Below are 22879 nucleotides of genomic sequence, written 5' to 3'. Positions count from 1 at the left end.
CCCTGTCGAATTCCGGCCAGCGTGGTTTAACGGGGCGCCTAAGATCAAAAGCAGATCAAGAGCAGATCAAGAGCGCCTCGCTTCGCATCGTGGTTACTGGTGACTGCTACGAAGTTGTGTAGATACCCATGCTCATCGGGGGCAAGCCCCCTCCCACATTTGATGTGTGAATACATTCAAAAGTGGGAGGGGCTTGCCCCCGATGGCGGTCTTCAGTTCACCACTGAGGCCGGTGCGCGCCCAATTCCCCTGCCGGCAAATCCCACTGCAACGGCGTGCCACTGATGCTCAGCGGCGCCAGTAACCGATGGGCCTGGCCCCAGGTGGTCTGCTCTACCACCAAGCCTTGATCATTGATGTCTTCGCCGCGCAACGCTGCCTGCTGCGGCACCTGCCCTGCGTCCACCAGCAACTTGGCCGTGCGCGCCAGTGACAACCGCGCCGAACCGCCCCGACCTGACGCAAACCGCTCGCTCAAGGCCTGGATCGCACTGGCGGCCATCAGGTAACCGGTAGCGTGATCCAGCGCCTGCACCGGCAGCGGCACGGGCGTATCCGCCTGCTTCCAGGCCATGCCCGCCTCGGCGATCCCGCTGCTCATCTGCACCAGGCTGTCAAAACCGCGACGGTTACGCCACGGGCCACTCCAGCCATAGGCATTGAGGCTGACGTCAATCAGCCCGGGGGCGATATGTTGGCGCTCGCCGAGGGTGTAACCCAGCTGTTCCAGTGCATCGGCGCGGTAACCATGGAACAGTACGTCAGCGTCCTTGAGCAAGGCTTCGAATACCTGCCGGCCTTCAGGGCTTTTCAGGTCGAGGCGGGCACAGCGCTTGCCCAGGGTCATTTCCGGTACCACGCCCGGTTCGTTCCAGGTTGGCGAATCGATGCGCAGTACATCTGCACCCAATCCGGCGAGGAAACGACTGGCCACGGGGCCGGCCAATACGCGGGTCAAGTCCAGCACCTTGATACCGGCCAGCGGGCGCGCAGGTGAGCCAAGCCAGGGTTTGTCGATACCAGTGTCGAAGACCTGACGCTGTATCAACTCTTCGGCATTCACCGCCAAGCCTTGCGGATGCTGCTGCCAGGCTTGCCACGTACGCATCTGCGCCGCACAACCGCCGGCGTCGACAATGGCCTGTTCCAGTTCTGCGGCGTTCCATGTAGCGACTTTGATCGCCATCTCGGCGCGGTCGGCCACAGGCCCAAGCACCCGTTCGGCCGCTGCACGGTGATGGGGTGCATTGGTGTGCAGACGAATCCAGCCCTCGGCGCTGGCGTAGTCACCGGCCACTGGGTCCCACAGCGGCGGTACTTGCCAACCCACTGGGCGAATCGACGAAGAAAACCACAGCGAGGCGAGACGCCGATCCACGCTGACGCTGGGCAGCCGCCCGGTCTGTTGCTGGATCAACTGGGCAACAGCCTGGCCAGCGGCGCCGATGCTGGCGACGGCCAGGTCGGTCACGGCGAAGGACGAGGGCAGTGCGCCTGCCGAGGTCTCGGGCAGCGCAATGTGCGGTAAATCGAGTGCAGCTTGGATGGGAGTCAGCAGGTCAGTCATCTAAGGCCCTCCGTAAGAGAAGGGCCACTATAGAAGAACATCACACCGGTGTGGCAGCCCCTGGGATCAAGGGCAGTTCGATACTGGCGATAAAACCGCCGTCGGGATGATTGGCCAGGATCAGGGTGCCGCCATGGCGCTCGGCAGCACGGCGGGCGATGGCCAGGCCCAGGCCATGACCTTGCGCAGTCTGGCCCGGCGCACGGTAAAACGGCTCGCCCAGTTGGCCCAGGTGTTCGGTTTCAACGCCGGGGCCGTGGTCGCGTACGCTGATCAGAATGCGCCCGTTTTGATGCTGGGCCTGCAATTGAATCGGTTGGCCGGCCGGGTTGAAGCGTTGGGCATTGCGCAGAAGGTTATCCACGGCGCGCTCGATCATGGTCGGCCAGCCCTTGAGCCGCAGGTCGACGTCGGTGCTGAGGTGCACCACTTGCTCGGGCGCGCCGAGCTGGGCGTCCTTTTGCAGGGTCTTGAGCAATGGGTTGAGGTCAATGTCTTCGGCGCTGGCGTTGTCGGCGTCGACCCGCGCCAGGACCAGGATTTCGCTGATCAAGGCTTCCAGGCGGTCGCATTCGCGGGTCAGGCGCGGCCAGAGTTTTTCCCGTTCTTCGGGGCTGGCGCGCTCGGCCAGGGCCAGGGCGATACGCAAGCGTGCCAGGGGCGAGCGCAGTTCGTGGGACACGTCGCGCAGCAACTGGCGCTGGCTACCGATCAGGCTTTGCAGGCGCGCGCCCATGCGGTTGAAGTCATTGGCCAACACACCGAATTCGTCGCGCCTGTTGGCCAGTTGCGCCAAGCTGTTTTGTTGATAGGTGGTTTGCCCCAGGTCATGCACCGCGCCGCGCAGGCGGCTGAGTGGGCGGGTGATGGACAAGGTCACCAGCAGGCTGAACAGGGTCAACACCACCAGGGTGATTGCCAGGGCACTGAGCGGCCACAGCAGGCTACTGCGGTGCCAGGCTTCCAACTCCGGGTGGGGAATGCGGTAGATCAGCAGGTAGGTGTCGCCGGTTTTGTCGCTGGTGTACTCGGCGGTCAGGCGCCGCCAGGGCAGGTGGCCGTCCTGGCTGTCATTCTGCCGGGCTTCAAAGGCGGCGGCGCGACGCGGGAAGGTACCGCGCACCACCGGCTCACCGCTCTCGTTAAGCACTTGCGCATCGATGTGGTACTGGCGTTTGCGCTGTTGCAGCAAGTCCTGGGCGGCGTCCTCACCCTGGGCTTCGTAGAGTTGCGTCCACTCTTGCGCCAGGTTGTTCAGGCCTGGGTGGCGGCTGAGAATCCAGGCGTCCTGGTTGAGCATATGCCCAAGCAGAATCGACAACCCGCCAACCAGGGCGATGGCCAGCCAGAAACTCGCCAGGATACGCCAGAACAATGAACGCACAGGAAACCCTCAAACAGGAAAAGCCCAGTGGTGTGAACCACTGGGCCGTAGGCATTACGTTTGCATTATTGCGCTTTTTGCGCTTGCTGGGCTTTCCATTCCTGGAATTGCTTCCACTCGGCGCGGCGCTCGGCTTGCTTTTTGACGATCTCGTCGTATTGCTTCTGCTGGTCAGGCTTGAGCACGGCGCGGATATTGGCCTGGGTTTTCTGCTTGCCGGCGGCGATCTCGTCCTGCATGGCTTTCTGGTCAGCGGCCGGGAGTTTGTCCAGGTACTTTTGGGTCAGGTCTTTGCGAGCGTGCCATTGGTCACCCATCAGCTTGCGGATCTGCTCACGCTGTTCCTTGCTCAAGTCCAGCTGGCTGAACGGGCCGCCTTTACCACGCGGGCCGTGTTCACCGTGGCCCGGGCCGTCCATCATGTGGCCTTCGTGGCCGCCCATCGGGCCTGGGCCTTCAGGCATGGCCATGGCAACGGTAGGCAGTGCAGCGGCGAGCATCAAAGCGATAAGGGTCTTGCGCATGGTGATTCTCCTGTCTCTATTCCGGTGAGTCCGGATGTGAGTAGGTTACGCAGCGCAAGGTCAGCCGCCGTCAGCGGAGGGTAAAGATTTGGTAAGGCTGCCTCTAGAGGCTGTAGTAGTAGCCGCGACTGCGCAGCGCCACGATCCGCGGCCGGCCATCCGGGTGCGGGCCGATCTTTTTGCGCAGGTTGCTGACGTGCATGTCCAGGCTGCGATCGTAAAGGGTCAACTTGCGGCCCAGGGCGATCTGCGCCAGTTCCTGTTTATCGAGGGGCTCGCCGGGCTGGCGCAGCAAGGCTTCGAGCAGGCGGCTTTCGGAGACGGTCAGGGTGAACTCCTGGTCATCGATGCTCACCACGCCGCGCACCGGGCTGAAGCACAGGTCGCCCAGCTCAAGCTGGGTCGAGACCGCGGTCGGGTGGCTGCGGCGCAATACGGCACGCAGGCGGGCGGTCAGTTCGCGCGGATCGCAAGGCTTGGCCAGGTAGTCGTCGGCGCCCAGCTCCAGGCCGAGGATGCGGTCCAGGGGTTCGCCCCGCGCCGAGAGCATCAGCACCGGCAGTTCCGGGTGGTCGTTGCGCAGTTGCTTGAGCAGCTCCAGGCCGCTGCCGTCGGGCAGCATCACGTCGAGCACCACCGCCGCCGGGGCGGCTTCGGCCAAGGCTTTGCGGGCGCTCAGGCCATCGTGGCAGGCGCGCACCTGGAAGCCTTCCTGGCTCAACCAACTGCTCAGCAGCTCACAGAGCTCCTGGTCATCATCTATCAGTAACAGCTCGCTCATGACTCACTCGATTTAGCCATTGTCGACGGCGACGACCCCACCGGTGCCGCCGTGAGCCATTAGGAGTGCGCCGAAACGATTAGGTTCGACGCAGCCGGGTTCAAGGCAGGACTTGCTTGAACGGCTTGATCACCACATCAGCGTAGACGCCTGCTGCGACATAGGGGTCGGCCTTGGCCCAGGCCTGGGCGTCGGCCAGGGAGGCGAACTCGGCGACAATCAGGCTGCCGGTGAAACCGGCGTCGCCCGGGTCATTGCTGTCGACCGCCGGGTGCGGGCCGGCCAGTACGATACGGCCTTCGGCTTGCAGCTGTTTAAGGCGCTCGACGTGGGCAGGACGTACGCTCAGGCGTTTTTCCAGCGAGTTGGCAATATCGGTGGCAATGATGGCGTAGAGCATGTCAGTCCTCGGTTTTCGGCGTGGTAGGCGCGGTGTCATGCAGGTGACGCGACAGGTAGATCCCCTGGCCGATCAGGAACAATACGGTCATGCCCAGGCTGCCGAACACCTTGAAGTCGACCCAGTAGTCCTGGAAGGTAAAGGCCACGAACAGGTTGGCGGCACCGCAGAACAGGAAAAACACGATCCAGGCCACGTTCAGGCGCACCCACACCGGTTCCGGCAAGGTCAGCGCGTGGCCCATGATCCGCTTGATCAGCAGGCGGTCACCGATGAAGTGGCTGCCGATAAAGACCAGGGCAAACAGCCAGTTGACCACCGGGGCTTTCCATTTAAGGAAGGTTTCGCTGTGGAAGGCCAGGGTCAGTCCGCCAAAGACCAGGCAGGCGATAAGGGTCAGCCATTGGCTTTTTTCCAGCTTGCGCTGGGAGATGAAGATGGCGCCGTAGACCACGATGGAGCTGATGATCAATACGGCAGTGGCACTGTAGATACCCCCGAACGACAGCTCGTGACCGGCGATTTCGATGACCCTGGGGTCGAGTTTGGTAACGATGAAAAACAGCAACAGCGGGATGAAGTCGATGAATTGTTTCACAGTAAGAGCCAGAAGCTGGATGTGGCGGCATAATAACAAACATCCTTGGTTGCGATAGCGCCAGCTGACTTGAGGTTACATACCCACGTGAATGTTGATTTGCACTGCCACAGCACGGCCTCCGACGGCGCCCTGGCGCCCGCGGTACTGGTTGCGCGTGCGTTTGAAAAAGGCGTGCAAGTGCTGGCGTTGACCGACCACGACACCCTCGAGGGTCTCGATGAAGCCCGCGAAGCCGCGCATTCTTTGGGCATGCAACTGGTCAACGGGGTGGAATTGTCCTGCACCTGGGGCGGCGCCACCATTCATGTACTTGGCTACGGTTTCGATCAGAATGCCCCGCCGTTGGTGGCGGCCATTGCCCAATTGCACGATGGCCGCTGGCTGCGGTCCGAAGAAATAAGCCGCAAGCTCAGCCTTAAAGGTATGCCCGGCGCCCTCGACGGCGCTCGTGCCATCCAGCAGGAACTGGGGGACAGCGGCAACGCACCGGCCCGTCCGCACTTTGCTGACTGGATGGTGCGCGAAGGCTATGTCAAGGATCGCGCCGAAGCCTTTCGCAAATGGCTGGGGGCCGGCAAGTTGGGCGATGTGAAGCTGCATTGGCCGACCCTGGAAGACACCGTCCAGACTTTGCGGGCTTCCGGGGCCTGGGTCAGCCTGGCGCATCCCTGGCATTACGATTTCACCCGCAGCAAGCGCCGCAAGCTGATCAGCGACTATATTTGTGCGGGTGGCCACGCGATCGAGGTGGTCAACGGGCATCAACCGGCGGAACAGGTCGGCAGCCTGGCGATCCTTGCTCGCGAATTTGGTCTGCTGGTCAGTGCCGGCAGTGATTTTCATGGCCCAGGCGGCTGGTCCGAGATTGGCGAGTATCGCCAGGTCCCGGAAGATCTGCCGCTGTTGTGGGGGCGATTCAAGCATGACCCCATTATTGCCACCGTCTGAACAGGTAGAGCACGTGAGTCAATTCTTCCAGATTCATCCGGAAAACCCTCAGGCGCGCCTGATTAAACAGGCCGTGGAGATCATCCGAGCCGGCGGCGTGGTGATCTATCCAACTGATTCGTCCTACGCCATCGGTTGCCAGATCGGCGACAAGGGCGCGGTCGAGCGTGTAAGGCGCCTGCGCCAGCTGGACGACAAGCACAACTTCGCACTGATTTGCAGCGACTTGTCTCAACTGGGCCTGTTCGCCAAGGTCGACACCGGTACGTTCCGCCTGCTCAAGGCCCATACGCCGGGGCCTTATACCTTCATTCTCAATGCCACCCGCGAAGTGCCGCGCCTGTTATTGCACCCCAAGAAGCGCACCATCGGCCTGCGCGTGCCGGAACACCCGATAGCCCTGGCGCTGTTGGCCGAGCTGGGTGAGCCGCTGATGAGCGTGTCGTTGATCCTGCCCGGTGAAACCGAACCGTTGTACGACCCTTACGAAATGCGGCGCCTGCTGGAAAAGCATGTCGACCTGATCATCGATGGCGGCTACGGCGGCAACAAAGCCTCGACGGTGATCAACCTGGCTGACGGCGAGCCTGAAGTGGTGCGTGTGGGCTGTGGCGATCCGGCGCCATTTATGGTCGAGGCCTGAATGTCGGCCGTGGAAACCGCTGATCCCCAGGCCGGCGCCCAGCAGGAACTGCCGTTCGCCATGGTCTATGGCCAGGCGGTCATGGAAATGCCCCTGGACCTGTACATTCCACCGGATGCCCTGGAGGTCTTCCTGGAAGCCTTCGAAGGCCCGCTGGACTTGCTGCTGTACCTGATTCGCAAGCAGAACATCAATATCCTCGACATCCCGGTGGCAGAAATCACCCGTCAGTACATGGGCTACGTCGAGCTGATGCAGTCGGTGCGCCTGGAGCTGGCCGCCGAGTACCTGGTGATGGCCGCCATGCTCGCCGAGATCAAGTCGCGCATGTTGTTGCCGCGTTCGGAGACCGTCGAAGCCGAAGAGGATGACCCGCGCGCCGAACTGATCCGCCGCTTGCAGGAGTACGAACGCTTCAAGGCCGCCGCCGAAGGCATTGACGGCCTGAGCCGCGTGGGCCGTGATGTGGTGGTGCCCAAGCTCGACGCACCCGAGGCCCGTGCGCGCAAATTGCTGCCGGACGTGAGCCTGGAAGAATTGCTGATGTCCATGGCCGAGGTGCTGCGCCGTGGCGATATGTTTGAAAGCCACCAGGTCAGCCGCGAAGCGCTGTCTACCCGCGAGCGCATGAGTGATGTGCTGGAACGCCTGAAGGGCGGTGGGTTTGTGCCGTTTGTGGAGCTGTTCACCGCCGAAGAAGGCCGACTAGGTGTGGTGGTGACCTTTATGGCGATCCTCGAACTGGTCAAGGAATCCTTGGTCGAGCTGGTGCAGAATGAGCCTTTTGCGGCTATCCACGTGCGGGCGCGAGCCGAATAACGAGCTGAATCGATGAATCTGACTGAACCCCGCGAACTGGCACCCTTGCTGGAGGCCTTTCTCTTGGCCTCGGGCAAACCGCAATCCCTGGAGCGCCTGTTCGAACTCTTTGAAGAAGCTGAACGCCCGGAGCCGCCGGTATTCAAGAAGGCGCTGGAGATCCTGCGCAAGTCCTGCGACGGCCGTGCCTTTGAGTTGCGCGAAGTGGCGTCGGGTTATCGCCTGCAGATCCGTGAGAAGTTTTCGCCGTGGGTGGGGCGCTTGTGGGAAGAGCGGCCGCAGCGTTATTCGCGGGCAATGCTGGAAACCATGGCGCTGATCGCCTATCGCCAGCCGATTACCCGTGGCGAAATCGAGGACGTGCGTGGTGTGGCGGTCAACAGCCATATCGTCAAGACCCTGCTGGAGCGCGAGTGGATCCGCATCGTGGGTTACCGCGACGTGCCCGGCAAACCGGCGATGTTCGCCACCACCAAGGTGTTCCTCGATCATTTCAACCTGAAGAACCTCGACGACCTGCCGCCCCTGGCTGAACTGCGCGAAATGGAGGCCGAGCCGGTGCTCGACTTCGACGATGCGCCGGTGCCGCAAAGCCTGCAGGAACTGGCCGATGCCAGCGCCGAGCCGGAGGAGCCCAAGGACGAAACCAGCTTCCATACGCTGCTGTTGGAGCTCGATGATATGGAGCAAGGGATCAAGACTGATTTTGACGACCTGTTGCGTGATGCTGCCGACGAGCCGCAGACCGAGGTGAACGTTGAACCCGAGCCCGAAGTCGAAGAAGACATCCTCGGCGTCGCCGATGCCCGGGAAAAACTGCTGGCCGCCGTCGCCGCCCTGGAACAGCCGCCGCTGAGCGACGAAGAAGACGAAGCCCGGGCGCTGGCCGAAGCCATCGAAAACGAACGCCGCCAACTCGAAGACTGACGCAATAAAAACTGTGGGAGGGGGCTTGCTCCCGATAGCGGAGTGTCAGGCAGCAGATGCATCAACTGATCCACTGCTATCGGGAGCAAGCCCCCTCCCACATTGGATCTCCACTGTCTGGGAGAAAACATGAGTTCCACCAAAGACCCGTGCATCAGCATCTGCAAGTTCGCCGACGACATCTGCGTCGGTTGTGGCCGCAGCAAGCGCGAAATCCGCGCCTGGAAGAAGCTCGACAAAGTCGACAAGCGCACGGTGCTGGCTGAAGCCGAGCTGCGATTGCTGGCGCTGGGTGCCACCGGTCGGCGGAAAAGCAAATGACTTGGGCGTTATCGACTAGTCTGTGATGCGCAACACGCGCCATGCGCGTATGATTCGCGACCCCTTGCCGACCTATTCGGCCAAGGCCCCGCTTTCAAGACCCCTCAGGCCACGCCTGAATCGACCCACCGGGAGGTGCTTACGATGAATGACCAAGACCAGAAAGACCAGGAAATCGGCCCAGCAGGCGAAAAGCTGCAAAAAGTGCTGGCGCGTATCGGCGTGGGCTCGCGCCGCGACGTCGAAGCCTGGATTACCCAGAAGCGCATCAAGGTCAACGGCGTCGAGGCTACCCTCGGCCAGCGCGTCGACCTGCACGATGCAATCACCATTGATGGCAAGGTCATCAAGCGTGAAGAGGCCGCCGAATCGGTGCGCCGCGTGATCATGTACAACAAGCCCGATGGCGAAATCTGCACCCGTGACGACCCGGAAGGCCGTCCGACCGTGTTCGACAAGATGCCCAAGCCCAAGGAAGGCCGCTGGATCAACATCGGTCGTCTGGACATCAACACCACCGGCTTGCTGATGTTCACCACTGACGGCGAACTGGCCAACCGCCTGATGCACCCGTCCTACGAGATGGATCGTGAATACGCCGTGCGTGTACGCGGTGAAGTCGATGACGAGATGATCGAACGCCTCAAGGCCGGCGTGGTGCTGGAAGACGGCCCGGCCAAGTTCACCGACATCAAGCAGGCGCCAGGCGGCGAAGGTTTCAACCACTGGTACCACTGCGTGGTGATGGAAGGGCGTAACCGTGAAGTGCGTCGCCTGTGGGAATCCCAGGGGCTGGTGGTCAGCCGCCTCAAGCGCGTGCGTTTCGGCCCGGTGTTCCTGAACTCCGACCTGCCGATGGGCCGCTGGCGCGAAATGAGCCAGTACGAAGTCGACATCCTCAGCGCCGAAGTTGGCCTGACGCCGGTCGCCATGCCGCAGATGAACGCCAAGAGCAAAGACAAGCTTGAGCGTATGCAGCGTAAATCGTCGCGCCCTGTTGCGCGTACCGAGCGCGTGGCTCGCACCCTGCGCCCGGCGCTGAATGCACCGGCAACCGGCGGTCGTATTTCTCGCGAGCCGCAGATCGAAGGTGAGCGTCGCCCAACCGCACCGTCCCGCCAGGAAGGTGATCGTGCACCACGCACACCGCGCCCGGCCCGTGGCGAAGCGCCAAGCGGCGGTCGCAGCAACCGTGGTGAAGCCGATCGCCCGGCCGACAATGCCAGTACCAAGCGTCCAGCCAAGCCAGCGGCGAACAAGCGCCCTGGCCCGAAACTGGTAGCTGATGAACCATCTGGCAAGCGCCGTGGCGCCCCGGCAGGTTCGGGTCAGCGTCCTGGTTTTGGTCGCAAGAAGCCGCAGTGATGCGTTAAGCGCTGCATAAAAACGCCAACCCTAGGGTTGGCGTTTTTTTTGATCTGAATTTGAAATGCAATCAACTGTGGGAGCTGGCTTGCCTGCGATAGCGGTGAGCCAGTCACCTTTGTGCTAACTGACCCACCGCTATCGCGGGCAAGCCCGGCTCCCACAGGGATATCTACACGTCTGATGATCTTTTAAAAGGCAAAGGAGCCATCAAACACTGGCTTGTCATCCAGCGCCAACACCCCACTGGCAAAGATCAAATCCAAGTGATGACTGCCTTTCTGCCCGCCGCCCAGGCCCAGGTGCAGCCCGCAATGGCGCTCCTCGAACCCGGCATTGCGCGCATACAGATCCTTGACCCCTTCGTTGGTGCCAATCCCTAGCTCCTCCACCCGACGGTTGGACGGGTTGGCATTCAGGTACTTGTTGAAATCATCCGCCAGCCCCGGCACGTCGCTGGCCACGCTGCAAATGGTCGAGTTCTCGATCCACAATTCCAGCGGTGATTGCAGCACGCCGTATTTGCGCGCAAACGGAATAGTGCTGAGGAAGGTACCGACAAACCGCACCTGGCCGTTGATGGCTTCACTGTGGGTGGCGATTTCGCCGGGGGCCAGGTCGTGGTTGCCGACGCCGTTGATATTGGTCCACTTCTTGATGCTGCTCATCGGCGCTTCAAGACGTGAACCGTGCTTGTCGGTAAAGCTCAGTACATTGGCCTGGGACATGCGTCGGATCAGCGTGGCGTTAAGGTCGGCAATACGCTGTGGCTCGACGCTGAAGGTGTCGTAGAAGTAATCACCATAATCCTTGAATAGCAGGGATTTCTTCCAGTGCTCGGCCATCACGCCGTGCAGGGCGCGGATAAAGTCCGGGCCTTCGGCGCGTGGGTTGGGCAGGGTGGAAGAGTCGTAGAGAAACAGGTACAGGTCACAGTCTTCGATGGCTTGCACCAGGGCTTCGCTGGGAGCCAGGTCCAGGCGTTGCAACTGGAAGTTGAAGCGGGCGGCGCTGCCGTGGGTGATGGCCTGGGCGATGGCGTCGTAGCGTTCGGTATGGCCCAGCAGCACGGTGGGGCGACTCAGGCCGCTGAGGGCTGGGTGGTGTGCGAGGTAGTAGAGAAAGTGTTCGACGGCGCGGGCCTTGTCCATGACGGGTGTCCTTCTGTGCCTTGGGTAAGGGGGCAGGTGCCGTGCACAGCACCTGCCGGATGCCTGCCGGGTATTAGAAAGGCCACATCGCGGTGCCGAAAGGCACAACGGCATCGGCTTGCATCATTTCAACGGCGGCCTCATGGGTCGGCGCTTCAAACCAATCGTCGAGTTGCAGTTCGGTTTCCAGGTCTTTTTCCAGTGCTTGCATGGTGTATCTCCTAGAGGACGTTGATTGAGAACGGCTTGCCCGCAGGCTTCGTGGGCAAGTGGAAAGAACCTAGAAGAGAGTGTTTCAAAATGCAAAAAATTTATTGACACGGTTTCATTTGGATTTTTTCTTCTGTTTTTGGCGAGCTATTTTTTATTCAGAAAAAACAGCGTATTGGCTGAACCGTTTATTCAGAAGATCCCCACTGACAATTTTCCGTTGGCTGGCCGTAAAACCTGGCTGTAACGCAGTGTTTCCGCATTGTAACGATAAGTTTACGAATTTGCCCCGGGAGTCTTGGGCGACCTGTAGCTGTAAGGATTGGCTGACAGTTTGTCGCGTGCACTCTGTTGGGGCGTGCCGAAGCTGTCGAGCGGTGTACAATGCGCCGCGTTTTACTGTGACCCCCCTTGCGTACCCACGCAAAAGGCCAAGACCTCAGGGTTCGATCCCCCTGATCATTCCGCCTGGCCACGAGCCGGACGGGTTCGATTTCGTCACAGATAAAAACAAACAGGTGACGTATGACCATTAGAAAGACGCTGTACTCCTGGTGCCTGCGCTGGGGTTTGAACGGCGCTGCTTGAGTTGGTAATTCAAGGCAGCAACCTGCATTCATATCCTCAAACCTTGCGTGAGACCCTTTCATGAGTGGAACCCATTCCTCTTCAGGCGAGCTGAAACGCGGCCTGAAAAATCGGCATATCCAGTTGATCGCCCTCGGTGGCGCCATCGGCACCGGTCTGTTCCTGGGCTCGGCCGGGGTGCTCAAATCCGCCGGCCCGTCGATGATCCTGGGCTATGCCATCTGCGGCTTTATCGCCTTCATGATCATGCGCCAGCTCGGCGAGATGATCGTCGAGGAGCCGGTAGCCGGTTCGTTCAGCCATTTTGCCCACAAATACTGGGGCGGTTTCGCCGGCTTTCTGTCGGGCTGGAACTGCTGGATTCTTTACATTCTGGTGGGTATGTCGGAGCTGACCGCTGTCGGCAAATACGTGCACTACTGGTGGCCGGAGATCCCGACCTGGGTGTCTGCGGCGGCTTTCTTCGTGCTGATCAACGTGATCAACCTGGCCAACGTCAAGGTCTTCGGTGAAGCCGAGTTCTGGTTTGCCATCATCAAGGTGGTGGCAATTGTCGGCATGATTGCCTTGGGCAGCTACCTGCTGGTCAGTGGCAGCGGCGGCCCGCAAGCCTCGGTGAGCAACCTGTGGGACCACGGCGGGTTTTTCCCCCATGGTGTTGGCGGGTTGGTGATGGCCATGGCGATCATCATGTTTTCGTTCGGCGGCCTGGAAATGCTTGGTTTTACCGCCGCCGAAGCCGATCAACCACGCACCGTGATCCCCAAGGCGATCAATCAGGTGATCTACCGCATCCTGATTTTCTACATCGGTGCCCTGGTGGTGCTGTTGTCGTTGACGCCGTGGGACAGCCTGCTGGCGACTCTCAACGCCTCTGGCGATGCTTACAGTGGCAGCCCGTTCGTGCAGGTGTTCTCGATGCTGGGCAGCAATACCGCCGCGCATATCCTCAACTTCGTGGTGCTGACGGCGGCGCTGTCGGTGTACAACAGCGGCACCTACTGCAATAGCCGTATGTTGCTGGGCATGGCCGAGCAGGGCGACGCGCCCAAGGCCCTGGCGAAGATCGACAAGCGTGGCGTGCCGGTGCGCTCGATCCTGGCCTCGGCGGCGATAACCCTGGTGGCGGTGCTGATGAACTACCTGATGCCCCATAACGCGCTGGAACTGCTGATGTCGCTGGTGGTGGCCACGCTGGTGATCAACTGGGCGATGATCAGCTTCTCGCACTTCAAGTTCCGCCAGCACATGAATCGCACCGGCCAGGTGCCGCTGTTCAAGGCGCTGTGGTATCCGTATGGCAACATTATCTGTGTGGCGTTCGTGGTGTTTATCCTGGGCACCATGTTGATGATTCCAGGCATTGACCGCTCGGTGTACGCGATCCCGGTGTGGGTGGCGTTCATGGGGGTGTGTTACTGGATCAAGAACAAGCGGGCGCAGCAGTCCGTGGATATGGCGGTCCCTGCGGTGAAGTAAGCGTCAATGTTGTTAAGCAGACCCGGCCTTGTGCCGGGTTTGTTGTTTGAGGGGATGGCCAAGGTGCATTCGCGTATCCTAGGGCTTCTTCCGGAGGACCGTGTTACTCATGCTGGTGATTTCCAATAACGTACAGCTGCCCGATGCCGAGATCGAGCTGACCGCCATTCGCGCCCAGGGTGCCGGTGGTCAGAACGTCAACAAGGTGTCGAGCGCAGTGCACCTGCGTTTTGACATTCCTGCCTCGTCCTTGCCGGAGTTCTACAAGGAGCGCCTGCTGGCGCTGCGCGACAGCCGTATTACCAGCGAAGGTGTGCTGGTGCTCAAGGCCCAGCAATACCGTACCCAGGAGCAGAATCGTGCCGATGCGTTGGAGCGCCTGGTGGAGTTGATCCAGAGCGCCACCAAGGTCGAGAAAAAGCGCCGTCCGACCAAGCCCACCCTGGGGTCCAAGAAGCGCCGCCTGGAGTCCAAGACCAAGCGCGGCAGCATCAAGGCCGGGCGAGGCAAGGTCGACTTCTAGGCATCGCGCGTTTCCCGGGCCTTGGGTGCCTGGCGGTACAGGTACAGACTCAGCAGCAAACCGGCGGCGGCGGCGAGGGCGGCGAACAGGAAGATCGATGCAAAGCCGAAACCTGCTGCCACGGCGCCCGCCAGTGGCCCGGTGATGCCCAGGGACAAGTCGATAAACAGCGAATAGGCGCCTACCGCCGAGCCACGGCTGGAGGCGGGCACCAGGTTGACCGCCTCCACGCCCAGCGCCGGAAATACCAGGGAAAAGCCGAAGCCGCTCAACGCCGCGCCAGCCAGCGCCAGTTGGGCATCCGGCGCCAGCCACAGCAACAGCAGGCCGAGGACTTCCACCGACAGGCAGGCAATCGCGACGCGAAAGCCGCCAATGCGGTTGATCAAATTGCCAAACAGCAAGCGTGCGCCGATAAAACTGGCGCCGAACAGGCTCAAGGCCCACACCGCGTTATCCCAGTGCTGGGTGGTGTAATACAGGGTGATAAAGGTGGCGATGGTGCCAAAGCCGATGGAGCCCAGCGCCAGCGCGCAACCGTGTGGCAACACGCGGCCCAGCACATTCATGAACGGCAGACGTACGCCGGGTACAATCGGCGCGGCTTGTTTTTTCCAGGCCAACAACACGCCCAGCACGGCGAGCAGAATGATGCTCACGCCCATGCTCCACAGCCCGAACCGGCTGACCAACAGCACCCCCAATGGTGCGCCGACCGCCAGCGCGCCGTAGCTGGCGATACCGTTCCAGGAGATGACTTTGGCGGTGTTCGCCGCGCCAACGCGGCCGATGCCCCAGCCGATCGCGCCTGAACCCACCAGGCTTTCGGCGCTGCCCAGCACCAGTCGACCGATCAACAGGCTGCCCAGGCTCACTGCCGGCAGGCTGGAAAACCACGCCGCCAGCAACATGAACACGCCACTTGAACCGCAGCCCACCAGGCCAATCAGCACGGCGCGCTTGCTGCCCAGGTTGTCGATAATCTTGCCGGCATAGGGGCGGCTCAACAGGGTCGCCAGGTATTGCACGCTGATGACCAGCCCGGCGATCACGGCGCCATAGCCCAATTGGCTATGCACATAGCCCGGCAGTACAGCCAGGGGGATGCCGATATTCAGGTAGCCGATAAAGGTAAACAGCACGATGGAAACGACTTGCAGCGTGACGGCCATGGGTCGCTGGGTATCTGGCATGGGAGAGGTCCACTGTCGCAGCAGGTAAAGATAGGCTGCTAATGATACCGGCGCGCAGGCCGGGCAGGGCGGCAAAAATGTAAAACCTCGGATCAAAGATGCATCAGGCTTGGGCGGGAGCCAGCAATTGAGTCGTCACCAGGGCCGCCAGGGCATTTTCCTGGGTGCCGAAGCGCTTGAGCAGTGCGGCTTGCTTGTCTGCACTGAGGCGGTTCCAGACTTCGACCATCTGCAAGGCAGCGTCGAGCACGGCGGCATCCGGCGTATCGGGAAGGGTTGTGGTCATGATGAGCGTCTCGAATGATTCAGGCAGTGTGGAAAGCGCTCAAAGGTGCGCTTTCCACACGGTCTGGTACGGCGTCAGTCTTGGCGTTTGCTGTCGACTGGTTTTGCTTCTTTGGTCGCAGGCTGCTTGTTGCTGGCCTGCTGCGGTGTTGGCTGCTCGGTTGGGTGCAGGCTTGGGAAGGGGAGATTAGGTATCTCGTGCATCGTCGTCGCTCCTCGCAAGGTCTGTTTTCAATCGCAGGTGATTGCGCGCTCTCAAAAAGCCTTGGCAGGATACAGCACCGTAAATGACAAAAAGACTTTTATCTCGGCGGATGCACAATTTTTCATACTTGCGACGCAAGTGACATGAGGTCACACCTAGGGGCGTTCTCAATTAGTTTCCCCGCCGCGTTGTCGCCCGGCGCGACGGGGAAACTAATTGAGAACGCCCCCTAGAACGGTACCTTGCCCAGGATCATGTCGCGGTACATCACGAAATCCCCCAGCAAGCTATAGAACGGGTGCTGAAAGGTCGCCGGACGGTTCTTTTCGAAAAAGAAGTGGCCAATCCAGGCAAAGGTGTAGCCAGCGATTGGCAAGGCCAGCAACAGGAGCAGTGACCCCCGGCCTATGGCGTACGCGAGGATACCGATCACCAGGGTGGTGCCGATGAAATGCAAGCGCCGGCAGGTGCTGTTGCCATGTTCGCTCAGGTAGTACGGGTAAAACTCGGAAAAGCTGTTGAATTTCCTGGTGTTTTCCACGGTGGCCGGCCCTCTGGTTGTTGTGCCGCCCAACAGGTGTTCGGCGGGGAGCTTATTTGAGTCTAGAGTGATCAGTGGTATCAGCCAGTGACAATAGATGCCACTTTAGTATCCTTGGCTTCCTGGCTGCCGTTTGAGCCTGCTTTCAATAAGAAGACGCCATGAGCGAACGAACAACTTCTGCAAGCTGGGGGATGGGGATAGTCAAGGCGTTGGAAATGGACGGCCTGGATTGCCGTGCGTTGTTCAAGCAACTGGGCCTGGACTATGCCGCCCTCAGTGACCCGGACGCGCGTTTTCCCCAGGATTCCATGACCCGCCTGTGGCAGCGGGCGGTGGAGGTGTCAGGCAACCCGGCGATTGGCTTGAACATGGGCAAGGTGGTGCGGCCGGCCTCGTTCCATGTTGCCGGTTATGCACTGATGTCCAGCAACACTCTGGCTGAAGGCTTTATGCGATTGGTGCGCTACCAGCGCATCATCGCCGAAAGCGCCGACTTGAGCTTCCGACTCTTACCCGAAGGCTATGCGTTGATTCTGACAGTGCATGGCGATCATCTGCCGCCGACCCGGCAAAGCGCCGAAGCCTCGCTGGCCAGTGCGCTGGCGCTGTGCGGCTGGCTTACCGGGCGCACCCTGCAACCGCGCAAAGTGCTGCTGCAGGGCGATCAACCAGCGGACCTGGCGCCGTACAAACAGGCCTTCCATGCGCCGCTGCAATTCAATGCGCCCTATGACGCGCTGATCTTCGAGCAAGCCGACATGGATGCACCGCTGCCCACGGCCAACGAGGCCATGGCGCTATTGCATGATCGTTTTGCCGGTGAATACCTGGCGCGTTTCTCTGAAAGTCGCGTCACCCACAACGCGCGACAGGTGTTGTGCCGCCTGCTGCCCCAGGGGGAGCCCAAGCGCGAAGCGGTGGCCCAGACACTGCATCTGTCCCAACGTACCTTGCAAAGACGTTTGCAGGAGGAGGGCACCAGTTTCCAGGCCTTGCTCGATGACACCCGCCGCGAGCTGGCCGAGCAATACCTGGCGCAGCCAAACATGACCTTGCTGGAAATTGCCTACCTGCTGGGGTTCGCCGACCCGAGCAACTTCTTCCGCGCGTTTCGCCGCTGGTTCAATGCCACGCCCGGCGAGTACCGGGCACGGCTGCAGGAAATGTCGTCGGTCAGTGGCGCCAAAATGCCGGAATACACAGCACAAACACGGTAATGATCTCCAGTCGACCCAGCAGCATGCCCAGCGACAGAATCCACTTGGCTGCATCCGGCAGGGTGGCGAAGTTGCCGGCCGGGCCGATGGTTTCACCCAGGCCCGGGCCGACGCCGGACACGGTGCTGGCGGCACCGGTCAGCGCGGTCATCCAGTCCACGCCCAGCAGTGACAAGGCCAGGGCGATGGTGCAGATGGTAATGGCAAAGAAAAATGAAAAGGTCAGGATCGACCGCACAATTTCTTCGTCGAGGCGATGACCGTTGTACTTTTGCTTGATCACCGCACGTGGGTGGATCAACTGGTTCAAGTTGGCCTTGAGCAGGATATAGGCGACCTGGAAACGGAAGATCTTGATGCCGCCGGCCGTGGAGCCCGAGCAGCCGCCGATAAAGCCCAGGTAAAAGAACAGCATCAGTGAGAAGTTGCCCCACAGGCTGTAGTCCCCCAGTGCAAATCCAGTGGTCGTCATTACCGAAGTCACATTCAGCGCCACATGGCGCAAGGCATCGAGCCAATGCAGGTCGGTGGTCCACCAGTACCAGGTGCCGAGCACCAGCCAGGTCACGAGCAATAGGCCGAGCAAGCCTTGCACCTGCTGGTCCTTGATCAGTGCTCGACGGTTGCCGCGCAACGTGGCCACATACAGGGCGAACGGCAAGCTGCCGAGGATCATCACCACCACCGCGACCCAGTGCACGGCCGGTTGTTTCCAGTGCGCGAGGGACTCATCCGAGGTGGAGAACCCGCCGGTGGAAATCGCCGACATTGCGTGGTTGATCGCATCGAACAAACCCATTCCGGCCCACCAGAATGCCAGGCTGCCGAGGATTGTGATGCCCACATACGCGGCCACGATCAGCCGCGCCACCATGTGCGAGCGGGGCATGACCTTTTCCGAGCGGTCCGAGGATTCGGTCTGGAACAGGCGCATACCACCAATACGCAGCAGCGGCAGGATCGCCACCGCCATGCCGATAAAGCCGATACCGCCGAGCCAGTGCAGCAGCGAACGCCACATCAGGATGCCCGGCGACATGCTGTCCAGGCCGCTCAGCACGGTGGAGCCGGTGGCGGTGATGCCGGACATGCTTTCAAAGAACGAGTCGGTGTAGCTGATGTGCTGGGTCAGCAAAAAGGGCAGGGCGGCGAAGATGCACACCACCACCCAACTGCTGACGGTCAGCAGGTACATGTCCCGGGGGCGCAAGTGCACATGCTCCGGGCGACCGGGGATGACCAGGGCCAACCCGGCGATAAAGGTGATCAGGCTGGCCCACAGGAATGAGGGCAGGTCGCTGGTGCGTTCGAAGATCACCAGGGTGGCCATCGGGATGACCATGGCGACGGCAAGGGTGATCAGGAAGATGCCGATGATGAAACCGATGATACGTAGGGTCGGCAACGCCATGAAGTTCGCTCGGGTGATTGGGCAGAGGCGCCATTCTACCGACGGTGCTGGGCATGTAAACCAGAGTGCTTGAGGTTACACGGAGCAAAATGTGGGAGGGACTTGCTCCCGATAGCAGCTGATCAGCGCAGAATGTATCTGCTGATCCACCGCTATCGGGAGCAAGTCGAACCGTCGCACCGCCCCTCCCACAAGGTCGCCTTTTTCAGTACCGCAGGGATCAGAACTCGTGATCAGCGCTGTCCGGGTTCAGGTCACCGATGCCCAGCTTGCCGGCAGCGGCCTCGATCGAACCGGTCTGCTTGACCAGGGCGGCAATCGCGTCGCGTACGATCTGGTTGCCCTTGTCGTTGCCTGCGGCGATCAACTGGTCGTAGTGCTCGCCGGCGTTGGCGCGGTCGACCATGACCTGGATCTTCGCTTCGGTTGCCGCCAGGTCCGCCTTGAGGGCGGCATCGGCAGCCGGATCGGCCTTGGCTACCAGGGACGACAGGCTGGCGCCGGTCAGCTTGGTGCCGTCAACGCGGGTGTATTCACCCAGATAAACGTTGCGGATGCCCTTGGCGTCGTAGAACTGCGAGTTGTGGGTGTTGTCGCTGAAGCAATCATGTTCGTCTTCCGGCGAATTGGCTTCCAGGGACACCTTCATGCGCTCGCCGGCCAGCTCGCCCAAAGACAGGCTGCCCATGCCGAACAGCATTTTACGCAGGCCGTCGGTAGCCGGATCCGACTCCAGGGTGGCGCGATAGTTGTCTTCGACGTTGGGTTTCCAATTGCCGACCATTTCTTCCAGGTCGCTGACCAGCAGTTGAGTCACTGCGCGCAGGTAAGTGCGGCGGCGCTCATTGTGACCGCCGGTGGCACCGTCACCCGTCAGGTAGTCAGAGGCCGGACGGTTGCCCGCGCCTGGGCCGGTGCCGTTGAGGTCCTGGCCCCAGAGCAGGAATTCGATGGCGTGGTAGCCGGTGGCAACGTTCGCCTCGGAACCGCCCAGCTCATTGAGGCTGGCGAGTTTTTCCGGGGTGATTTCCTTGACGTCGATCTTGTCTTCGCCGACCTGGATCTCGCTGTTGGCAATGATGTTGGCGTTGGCGCCCGGGTTACCCAGGGCGTGCTCGTAGGACTTGTCGACGTAGTCGATCAAGCCTTCGTCCAGGGGCCAGGCGTTCACTTGGCCTTCCCAGTCGTCGATGATGGTGTTGCCGAAGCGGAACACTTCACTTTGCAGGTACGGGACGCGCGCGGCGATCCAGGCGGTACGGGCCGCTTTCAGGGTTTCGTCGTTCGGGTTGGCGAGGAAGGTATCGACCGCGGTCTGCAGGGTTTTTGCGGTGGATTCGGCATCGCTGTATACCGCAAACACCATGTCTGCGTAGTGCGCGACAACCGCCTTGGCGGCTGCTTCGTCGACCTGGCCGGCAGCCGGTGCGGTTGTGCTGGCGGCGGCGGGTGCTTGAGGCGCGGCGGCCTTGTCTTTACCTTCGCCACAACCGGCGAGAGAAATGGCAATGGCCAGCAGACTGGCGGTGGCCAGGGGCATACGAATCATGGCGAACATCCTGCTTCGAGTGTGAATAGGGCGCGCGGGGAGCGCAAAAGCTGCGACATAATGCGAAAGATTTGCATTTTGTGTAAAGGCTTATACGCGGGAAATATTTGGTATTGGTTGGTTAATTCACAGACTCACCGCGCTATTGCGCTCGGACTGCTTCAAATAAGCCGCCAGCTCCCGCGCCTGCAGCGGTTTGCTGTAGTGATAACCCTGACCCTCATGGCAGCCTTCGGAGATGATGTACGCCTCTTGTTCGGCGGTCTCCACGCCTTCGGCAATCACCTGCATACCCAGGCTTTTGCCCAGTTGGATAATGGCGCGCACGATCGTTGCGTCATCGTCATCATCCTGCAGGTCCTGGACGAAGCTTTTGTCGATCTTGATCTTGTCCAGCGGCAAGCTTTTCAGGTAGCTCAGGGATGAATAACCGGTGCCGAAGTCATCAATGGCGATCAGCGCCCCGGAGCGACGCAGGCTCAGCAGGTGCTGGGCGGCGGTGCTGATGTCTTCCATCAGGCCGGTCTCGGTCACTTCCAGTTCCAGGCTGCGGGGCGGCAAGCGATAGATCTGCATCAGGTTGTTGACCACCCGCGGCAACTCGGTGTGGTGCAGTTGCACGGTGGACAGGTTGACGGCGATGCGCAGCGTGGTGAAGCCCTGATCATGCCATTCGCGCAGTTGCCGGCACGCCTGGTCCAGCACCCATTCGCCGATCGGGATGATGGTGCCGCTCTGTTCCGCCAGCGGAATAAACAGATCCGGCGGTACCAGGCCGTGTTCCGGGTGTTGCCAGCGCAACAGGGCCTCTACGCCGACTACGCGATGGTCGCGGTAGCTGATTTGCGGCTGGTACACCAGGTGGAACTGGTCGCGGCTCAGCGCATCGCGCAGGTCCTTTTCCAATTCGCGGCGCCGGCGCATTTCGCTGTCGACGCTGGCGATGTAGAACTGATAGCGGTTGCGCGAGCGGCTCTTGGCCAGGGTCATGGTCTGCTCGGCTTTTTGCAGCAACTTCTCGGTGCTGTCGCCATCTTCAGGGAACAGCGTGATGCCGATGGTGGCACGCAGCCTGATCAGGTCATGCTCAAGTGCGAACTCCGCCTCCAGGTCATCCAAAATGCTTTGCGCCAGTTCGGCGGCTTCGTAAGGCTGGTCGATATCGGCCTGCACCAGGGCGAACTGGTCGCCTCCCAAGCGGGCAAGCGTGCCGAGGCGTCCGCTGTGGGCGCGCAGGCGATCGGCCAGGGCCAGTAGCAGTTTGTCGCCGGCCTGGTAGGTGAATTGTTCGTTGACGCTCTTGAAATCATCCAGCCCAACGCACAAGACCGCCACCCGGCGCTGCCTGCGGCCGGCGTCAGTGAGGATCTTGTCCAGCTGTTCCTGCAGCTTCTGGCGGTTGGGCAGGCCGGTCAGGAAGTCATATTGGGCCATGCGCAACAGGCTGGATTCGGCCTCGTGGCGCAGGTGGGTATTGCGCTCGATGGACTCGAGCAACTGGTTGGCGGTGTTTATCCACTGCCCCAGTTCGTTGCGTTCGTGGCCCTTGAGCTGAGGGATCTTGTGTGCGCTGGGGCGGTCCGGGTTGATCGATGTCAGGTGCTGGATAATCCGTGAAAGCGGTTTGGTCAGCATCCAGTGATACACCAGGTACAGCACCAGCCCCATGGCCAGGGCGCGCAATACGCCCGAGATAAAGATGATGACCGAGCTGACCAGAAAACCTCTGCCATAGGTGGCGGTATCCAGGGTGATACTGAGGTCGCCGTAATATTCGCTGTAGGGGCCTTTGCCGACCAATGCGGTGGTAAAGGAGCGTTCCTGGCCAAGAATCAGGTCGGTCAACCAGCGGCTGGGGGATTGCTGTAACGCGCGGCTTTTTTCCGCCAGCATGGTCTCGTTGGGATGACCGATGGAGGCCATGCGCACGGCGTCGTCCTGGAACAACCCTTCGATCACTTGCATACCCATCTCGCGGTCCAGGCTGTAGACGGCCTGGGTCGAGGGGTCGCGAAACATGTCGAGGATACGTTGCGCATCGCCAGCCACAGCCTGGCGCGTCTTGTAGGCATCAAAAACAATCTGCGCCACGCTCAACGCCACGCCGACGATCAAGGCCGACAGCAGCACAACCCGTAGCAACTTCACCGACAAGCTGTTTTTGAGTTCCAGCTTCAAAGGGGCATTCCTTGTCTCATGCGGGTGGCCGTCAATATGCCATGAGTATTGGCAATCTGAGGATGG

At 60.9% G+C, this 22879-nt stretch carries 23 protein-coding genes; 9 read left to right on the top strand and 14 right to left on the bottom strand.

Annotation, left to right across the window (positions count from 1 at the left end; genetic code table 11):
* Positions 1–217: 217 nt before the first annotated feature.
* The 6 genes from E4O98_RS00895 to E4O98_RS00870 form a co-directional block, all read right to left on the bottom strand.
* Entirely contained in the window at positions 218–1567 is a 1350-nt protein-coding gene (locus E4O98_RS00895) for a CoA transferase (protein ID WP_248133944.1), read from the bottom strand.
* 40 nt (positions 1568–1607) lie between these two features.
* On the bottom strand, positions 1608–2951 hold the full coding sequence (locus E4O98_RS00890) for a HAMP domain-containing sensor histidine kinase (protein WP_248133942.1): 1344 nt from the start codon (positions 2949–2951) through the stop codon (positions 1608–1610).
* Positions 2952–3016: 65 nt separating this feature from the next.
* Positions 3017–3475 carry an LTXXQ domain protein gene (locus tag E4O98_RS00885; protein WP_248133940.1) on the bottom strand — a complete coding sequence of 153 codons (459 nt, stop codon included), beginning with the start codon at positions 3473–3475 and terminating at the stop codon, positions 3017–3019.
* 103 nt (positions 3476–3578) lie between these two features.
* On the bottom strand, positions 3579–4256 hold the full coding sequence (locus E4O98_RS00880; RefSeq protein WP_032879729.1) for a response regulator transcription factor: 678 nt from the start codon (positions 4254–4256) through the stop codon (positions 3579–3581).
* Positions 4257–4356: 100 nt separating this feature from the next.
* Positions 4357–4656 carry a YciI family protein gene (locus tag E4O98_RS00875; protein WP_005790820.1) on the bottom strand — a complete coding sequence of 100 codons (300 nt, stop codon included), beginning with the start codon at positions 4654–4656 and terminating at the stop codon, positions 4357–4359.
* Position 4657: 1 nt separating this feature from the next.
* Positions 4658–5254, bottom strand: coding sequence for a septation protein A (locus E4O98_RS00870; protein ID WP_005790819.1), 597 nt, complete (start codon positions 5252–5254; stop codon positions 4658–4660).
* A gap of 87 nt (positions 5255–5341) precedes the next feature.
* On the opposite strand from E4O98_RS00870, the gene E4O98_RS00865 reads away from it, so the two are divergent.
* The 6 genes from E4O98_RS00865 to rluB all read left to right on the top strand — a co-directional run bounded on the left by E4O98_RS00865 (position 5342) and on the right by rluB (position 10280).
* Positions 5342–6205: a PHP domain-containing protein gene (locus E4O98_RS00865; RefSeq protein WP_032879730.1), complete on the top strand. Its 864-nt coding sequence runs from the start codon at positions 5342–5344 to the stop codon at positions 6203–6205.
* A 13-nt stretch (positions 6206–6218) separates the two neighbouring features.
* On the top strand, positions 6219–6848 hold the full coding sequence (locus tag E4O98_RS00860) for an L-threonylcarbamoyladenylate synthase (protein ID WP_003193796.1): 630 nt from the start codon (positions 6219–6221) through the stop codon (positions 6846–6848).
* Between the two features lie 120 nt (positions 6849–6968).
* A complete protein-coding gene (locus tag E4O98_RS00855; protein ID WP_164365898.1) occupies positions 6969–7667 on the top strand; it encodes a ScpA family protein in 699 nt (232 codons plus the stop codon).
* 12 nt (positions 7668–7679) lie between these two features.
* Complete coding sequence (gene scpB / locus E4O98_RS00850) at positions 7680–8594, top strand: SMC-Scp complex subunit ScpB (protein WP_032879731.1); 915 nt, start codon at positions 7680–7682, stop codon at positions 8592–8594.
* A 129-nt stretch (positions 8595–8723) separates the two neighbouring features.
* A complete protein-coding gene (locus E4O98_RS00845) occupies positions 8724–8915 on the top strand; it encodes a DUF1289 domain-containing protein (RefSeq protein ID WP_032879732.1) in 192 nt (63 codons plus the stop codon).
* A 144-nt stretch (positions 8916–9059) separates the two neighbouring features.
* Positions 9060–10280, top strand: a complete 1221-nt coding sequence (gene rluB, locus E4O98_RS00840; protein WP_005790814.1) for a 23S rRNA pseudouridine(2605) synthase RluB — start codon at positions 9060–9062, stop codon at positions 10278–10280.
* Positions 10281–10471: 191 nt separating this feature from the next.
* Here the strand turns inward: rluB and E4O98_RS00835 are convergent, their stop codons facing one another.
* Together E4O98_RS00835 and E4O98_RS00830 are read right to left on the bottom strand one after the other, a co-directional pair.
* Positions 10472–11431 carry a hypothetical protein gene (locus E4O98_RS00835; RefSeq protein ID WP_032879733.1) on the bottom strand — a complete coding sequence of 320 codons (960 nt, stop codon included), beginning with the start codon at positions 11429–11431 and terminating at the stop codon, positions 10472–10474.
* A 73-nt stretch (positions 11432–11504) separates the two neighbouring features.
* Complete coding sequence (locus E4O98_RS00830) at positions 11505–11642, bottom strand: hypothetical protein (protein ID WP_003237751.1); 138 nt, start codon at positions 11640–11642, stop codon at positions 11505–11507.
* A gap of 647 nt (positions 11643–12289) precedes the next feature.
* On the opposite strand from E4O98_RS00830, the gene E4O98_RS00825 reads away from it, so the two are divergent.
* Both E4O98_RS00825 and arfB read left to right on the top strand, forming a co-directional pair.
* Positions 12290–13708 (top strand): amino acid permease, encoded by a 1419-nt coding sequence (locus E4O98_RS00825; protein WP_032879735.1) that lies wholly within the window; start codon positions 12290–12292, stop codon positions 13706–13708.
* A gap of 109 nt (positions 13709–13817) precedes the next feature.
* Positions 13818–14231 carry an alternative ribosome rescue aminoacyl-tRNA hydrolase ArfB gene (gene arfB, locus E4O98_RS00820; protein ID WP_003193787.1) on the top strand — a complete coding sequence of 138 codons (414 nt, stop codon included), beginning with the start codon at positions 13818–13820 and terminating at the stop codon, positions 14229–14231.
* On the opposite strand, the gene E4O98_RS00815 is transcribed toward arfB, so the two are convergent.
* The 3 genes from E4O98_RS00815 to E4O98_RS00805 all read right to left on the bottom strand — a co-directional run bounded on the left by E4O98_RS00815 (position 14228) and on the right by E4O98_RS00805 (position 16455).
* Positions 14228–15424, bottom strand: a complete 1197-nt coding sequence (locus E4O98_RS00815) for an MFS transporter (protein ID WP_005790807.1) — start codon at positions 15422–15424, stop codon at positions 14228–14230. The two genes, arfB and E4O98_RS00815, sit on opposite strands and share 4 nt — an antisense overlap.
* Positions 15425–15527: 103 nt before the next feature.
* Positions 15528–15710: a hypothetical protein gene (locus tag E4O98_RS00810; RefSeq protein ID WP_032879737.1), complete on the bottom strand. Its 183-nt coding sequence runs from the start codon at positions 15708–15710 to the stop codon at positions 15528–15530.
* A 433-nt stretch (positions 15711–16143) separates the two neighbouring features.
* Positions 16144–16455, bottom strand: coding sequence for a DUF962 domain-containing protein (locus E4O98_RS00805; protein ID WP_103734741.1), 312 nt, complete (start codon positions 16453–16455; stop codon positions 16144–16146).
* Between the two features lie 161 nt (positions 16456–16616).
* Here E4O98_RS00805 and E4O98_RS00800 point away from each other — a divergent pair, with 161 nt between their 5' ends.
* Complete coding sequence (locus E4O98_RS00800; RefSeq protein ID WP_248133938.1) at positions 16617–17675, top strand: AraC family transcriptional regulator; 1059 nt, start codon at positions 16617–16619, stop codon at positions 17673–17675.
* Here the strand turns inward: E4O98_RS00800 and E4O98_RS00795 are convergent.
* The 3 genes from E4O98_RS00795 to E4O98_RS00785 form a co-directional block, all read right to left on the bottom strand.
* A complete protein-coding gene (locus E4O98_RS00795; RefSeq protein WP_032879741.1) occupies positions 17632–19086 on the bottom strand; it encodes a TrkH family potassium uptake protein in 1455 nt (484 codons plus the stop codon). The two genes, E4O98_RS00800 and E4O98_RS00795, sit on opposite strands and share 44 nt — an antisense overlap.
* 220 nt (positions 19087–19306) lie before the next feature.
* Positions 19307–20635, bottom strand: a complete 1329-nt coding sequence (locus tag E4O98_RS00790; RefSeq protein WP_032879743.1) for an imelysin family protein — start codon at positions 20633–20635, stop codon at positions 19307–19309.
* Positions 20636–20761: 126 nt separating this feature from the next.
* Entirely contained in the window at positions 20762–22813 is a 2052-nt protein-coding gene (locus E4O98_RS00785) for a GGDEF domain-containing phosphodiesterase (protein WP_248133936.1), read from the bottom strand.
* Positions 22814–22879: the final 66 nt, after the last annotated feature.

Origin of the sequence: Pseudomonas sp. W2Jun17, assembly GCF_023127795.1 — a bacterium.
In the GTDB taxonomy this organism is placed as follows: Bacteria; Pseudomonadota; Gammaproteobacteria; order Pseudomonadales; family Pseudomonadaceae; genus Aquipseudomonas; species Aquipseudomonas synxantha_A.
The sequence above is the reverse complement of the archived record's forward strand: the minus strand, read 5'-3'. Positions and strand labels throughout refer to the sequence as shown.

Excerpts from the sequence above, each read along its gene's own strand:
- E4O98_RS00895 (WP_248133944.1), bottom strand. The coding sequence starts at position 1,567 with ATGACTGACCTGCTGACTCCCATCCAAGCTGCACTCGATTTACCGCAC.
- E4O98_RS00885 (WP_248133940.1), bottom strand. The coding sequence starts at position 3,475 with ATGCGCAAGACCCTTATCGCTTTGATGCTCGCCGCTGCACTGCCTACC.
- E4O98_RS00880 (WP_032879729.1), bottom strand. The coding sequence starts at position 4,256 with ATGAGCGAGCTGTTACTGATAGATGATGACCAGGAGCTCTGTGAGCTG.
- E4O98_RS00875 (WP_005790820.1), bottom strand. The coding sequence starts at position 4,656 with ATGCTCTACGCCATCATTGCCACCGATATTGCCAACTCGCTGGAAAAA.
- scpB (WP_032879731.1), top strand. The coding sequence starts at position 7,680 with ATGAATCTGACTGAACCCCGCGAACTGGCACCCTTGCTGGAGGCCTTT.
- E4O98_RS00845 (WP_032879732.1), top strand. The coding sequence starts at position 8,724 with ATGAGTTCCACCAAAGACCCGTGCATCAGCATCTGCAAGTTCGCCGAC.
- rluB (WP_005790814.1), top strand. The coding sequence starts at position 9,060 with ATGAATGACCAAGACCAGAAAGACCAGGAAATCGGCCCAGCAGGCGAA.
- E4O98_RS00835 (WP_032879733.1), bottom strand. The coding sequence starts at position 11,431 with ATGGACAAGGCCCGCGCCGTCGAACACTTTCTCTACTACCTCGCACAC.
- E4O98_RS00830 (WP_003237751.1), bottom strand. The coding sequence starts at position 11,642 with ATGCAAGCACTGGAAAAAGACCTGGAAACCGAACTGCAACTCGACGAT.
- E4O98_RS00825 (WP_032879735.1), top strand. The coding sequence starts at position 12,290 with ATGAGTGGAACCCATTCCTCTTCAGGCGAGCTGAAACGCGGCCTGAAA.
- arfB (WP_003193787.1), top strand. The coding sequence starts at position 13,818 with ATGCTGGTGATTTCCAATAACGTACAGCTGCCCGATGCCGAGATCGAG.
- E4O98_RS00815 (WP_005790807.1), bottom strand. The coding sequence starts at position 15,424 with ATGCCAGATACCCAGCGACCCATGGCCGTCACGCTGCAAGTCGTTTCC.
- E4O98_RS00810 (WP_032879737.1), bottom strand. The coding sequence starts at position 15,710 with ATGACCACAACCCTTCCCGATACGCCGGATGCCGCCGTGCTCGACGCT.
- E4O98_RS00800 (WP_248133938.1), top strand. The coding sequence starts at position 16,617 with ATGAGCGAACGAACAACTTCTGCAAGCTGGGGGATGGGGATAGTCAAG.
- E4O98_RS00795 (WP_032879741.1), bottom strand. The coding sequence starts at position 19,086 with ATGGCGTTGCCGACCCTACGTATCATCGGTTTCATCATCGGCATCTTC.
- E4O98_RS00790 (WP_032879743.1), bottom strand. The coding sequence starts at position 20,635 with ATGATTCGTATGCCCCTGGCCACCGCCAGTCTGCTGGCCATTGCCATT.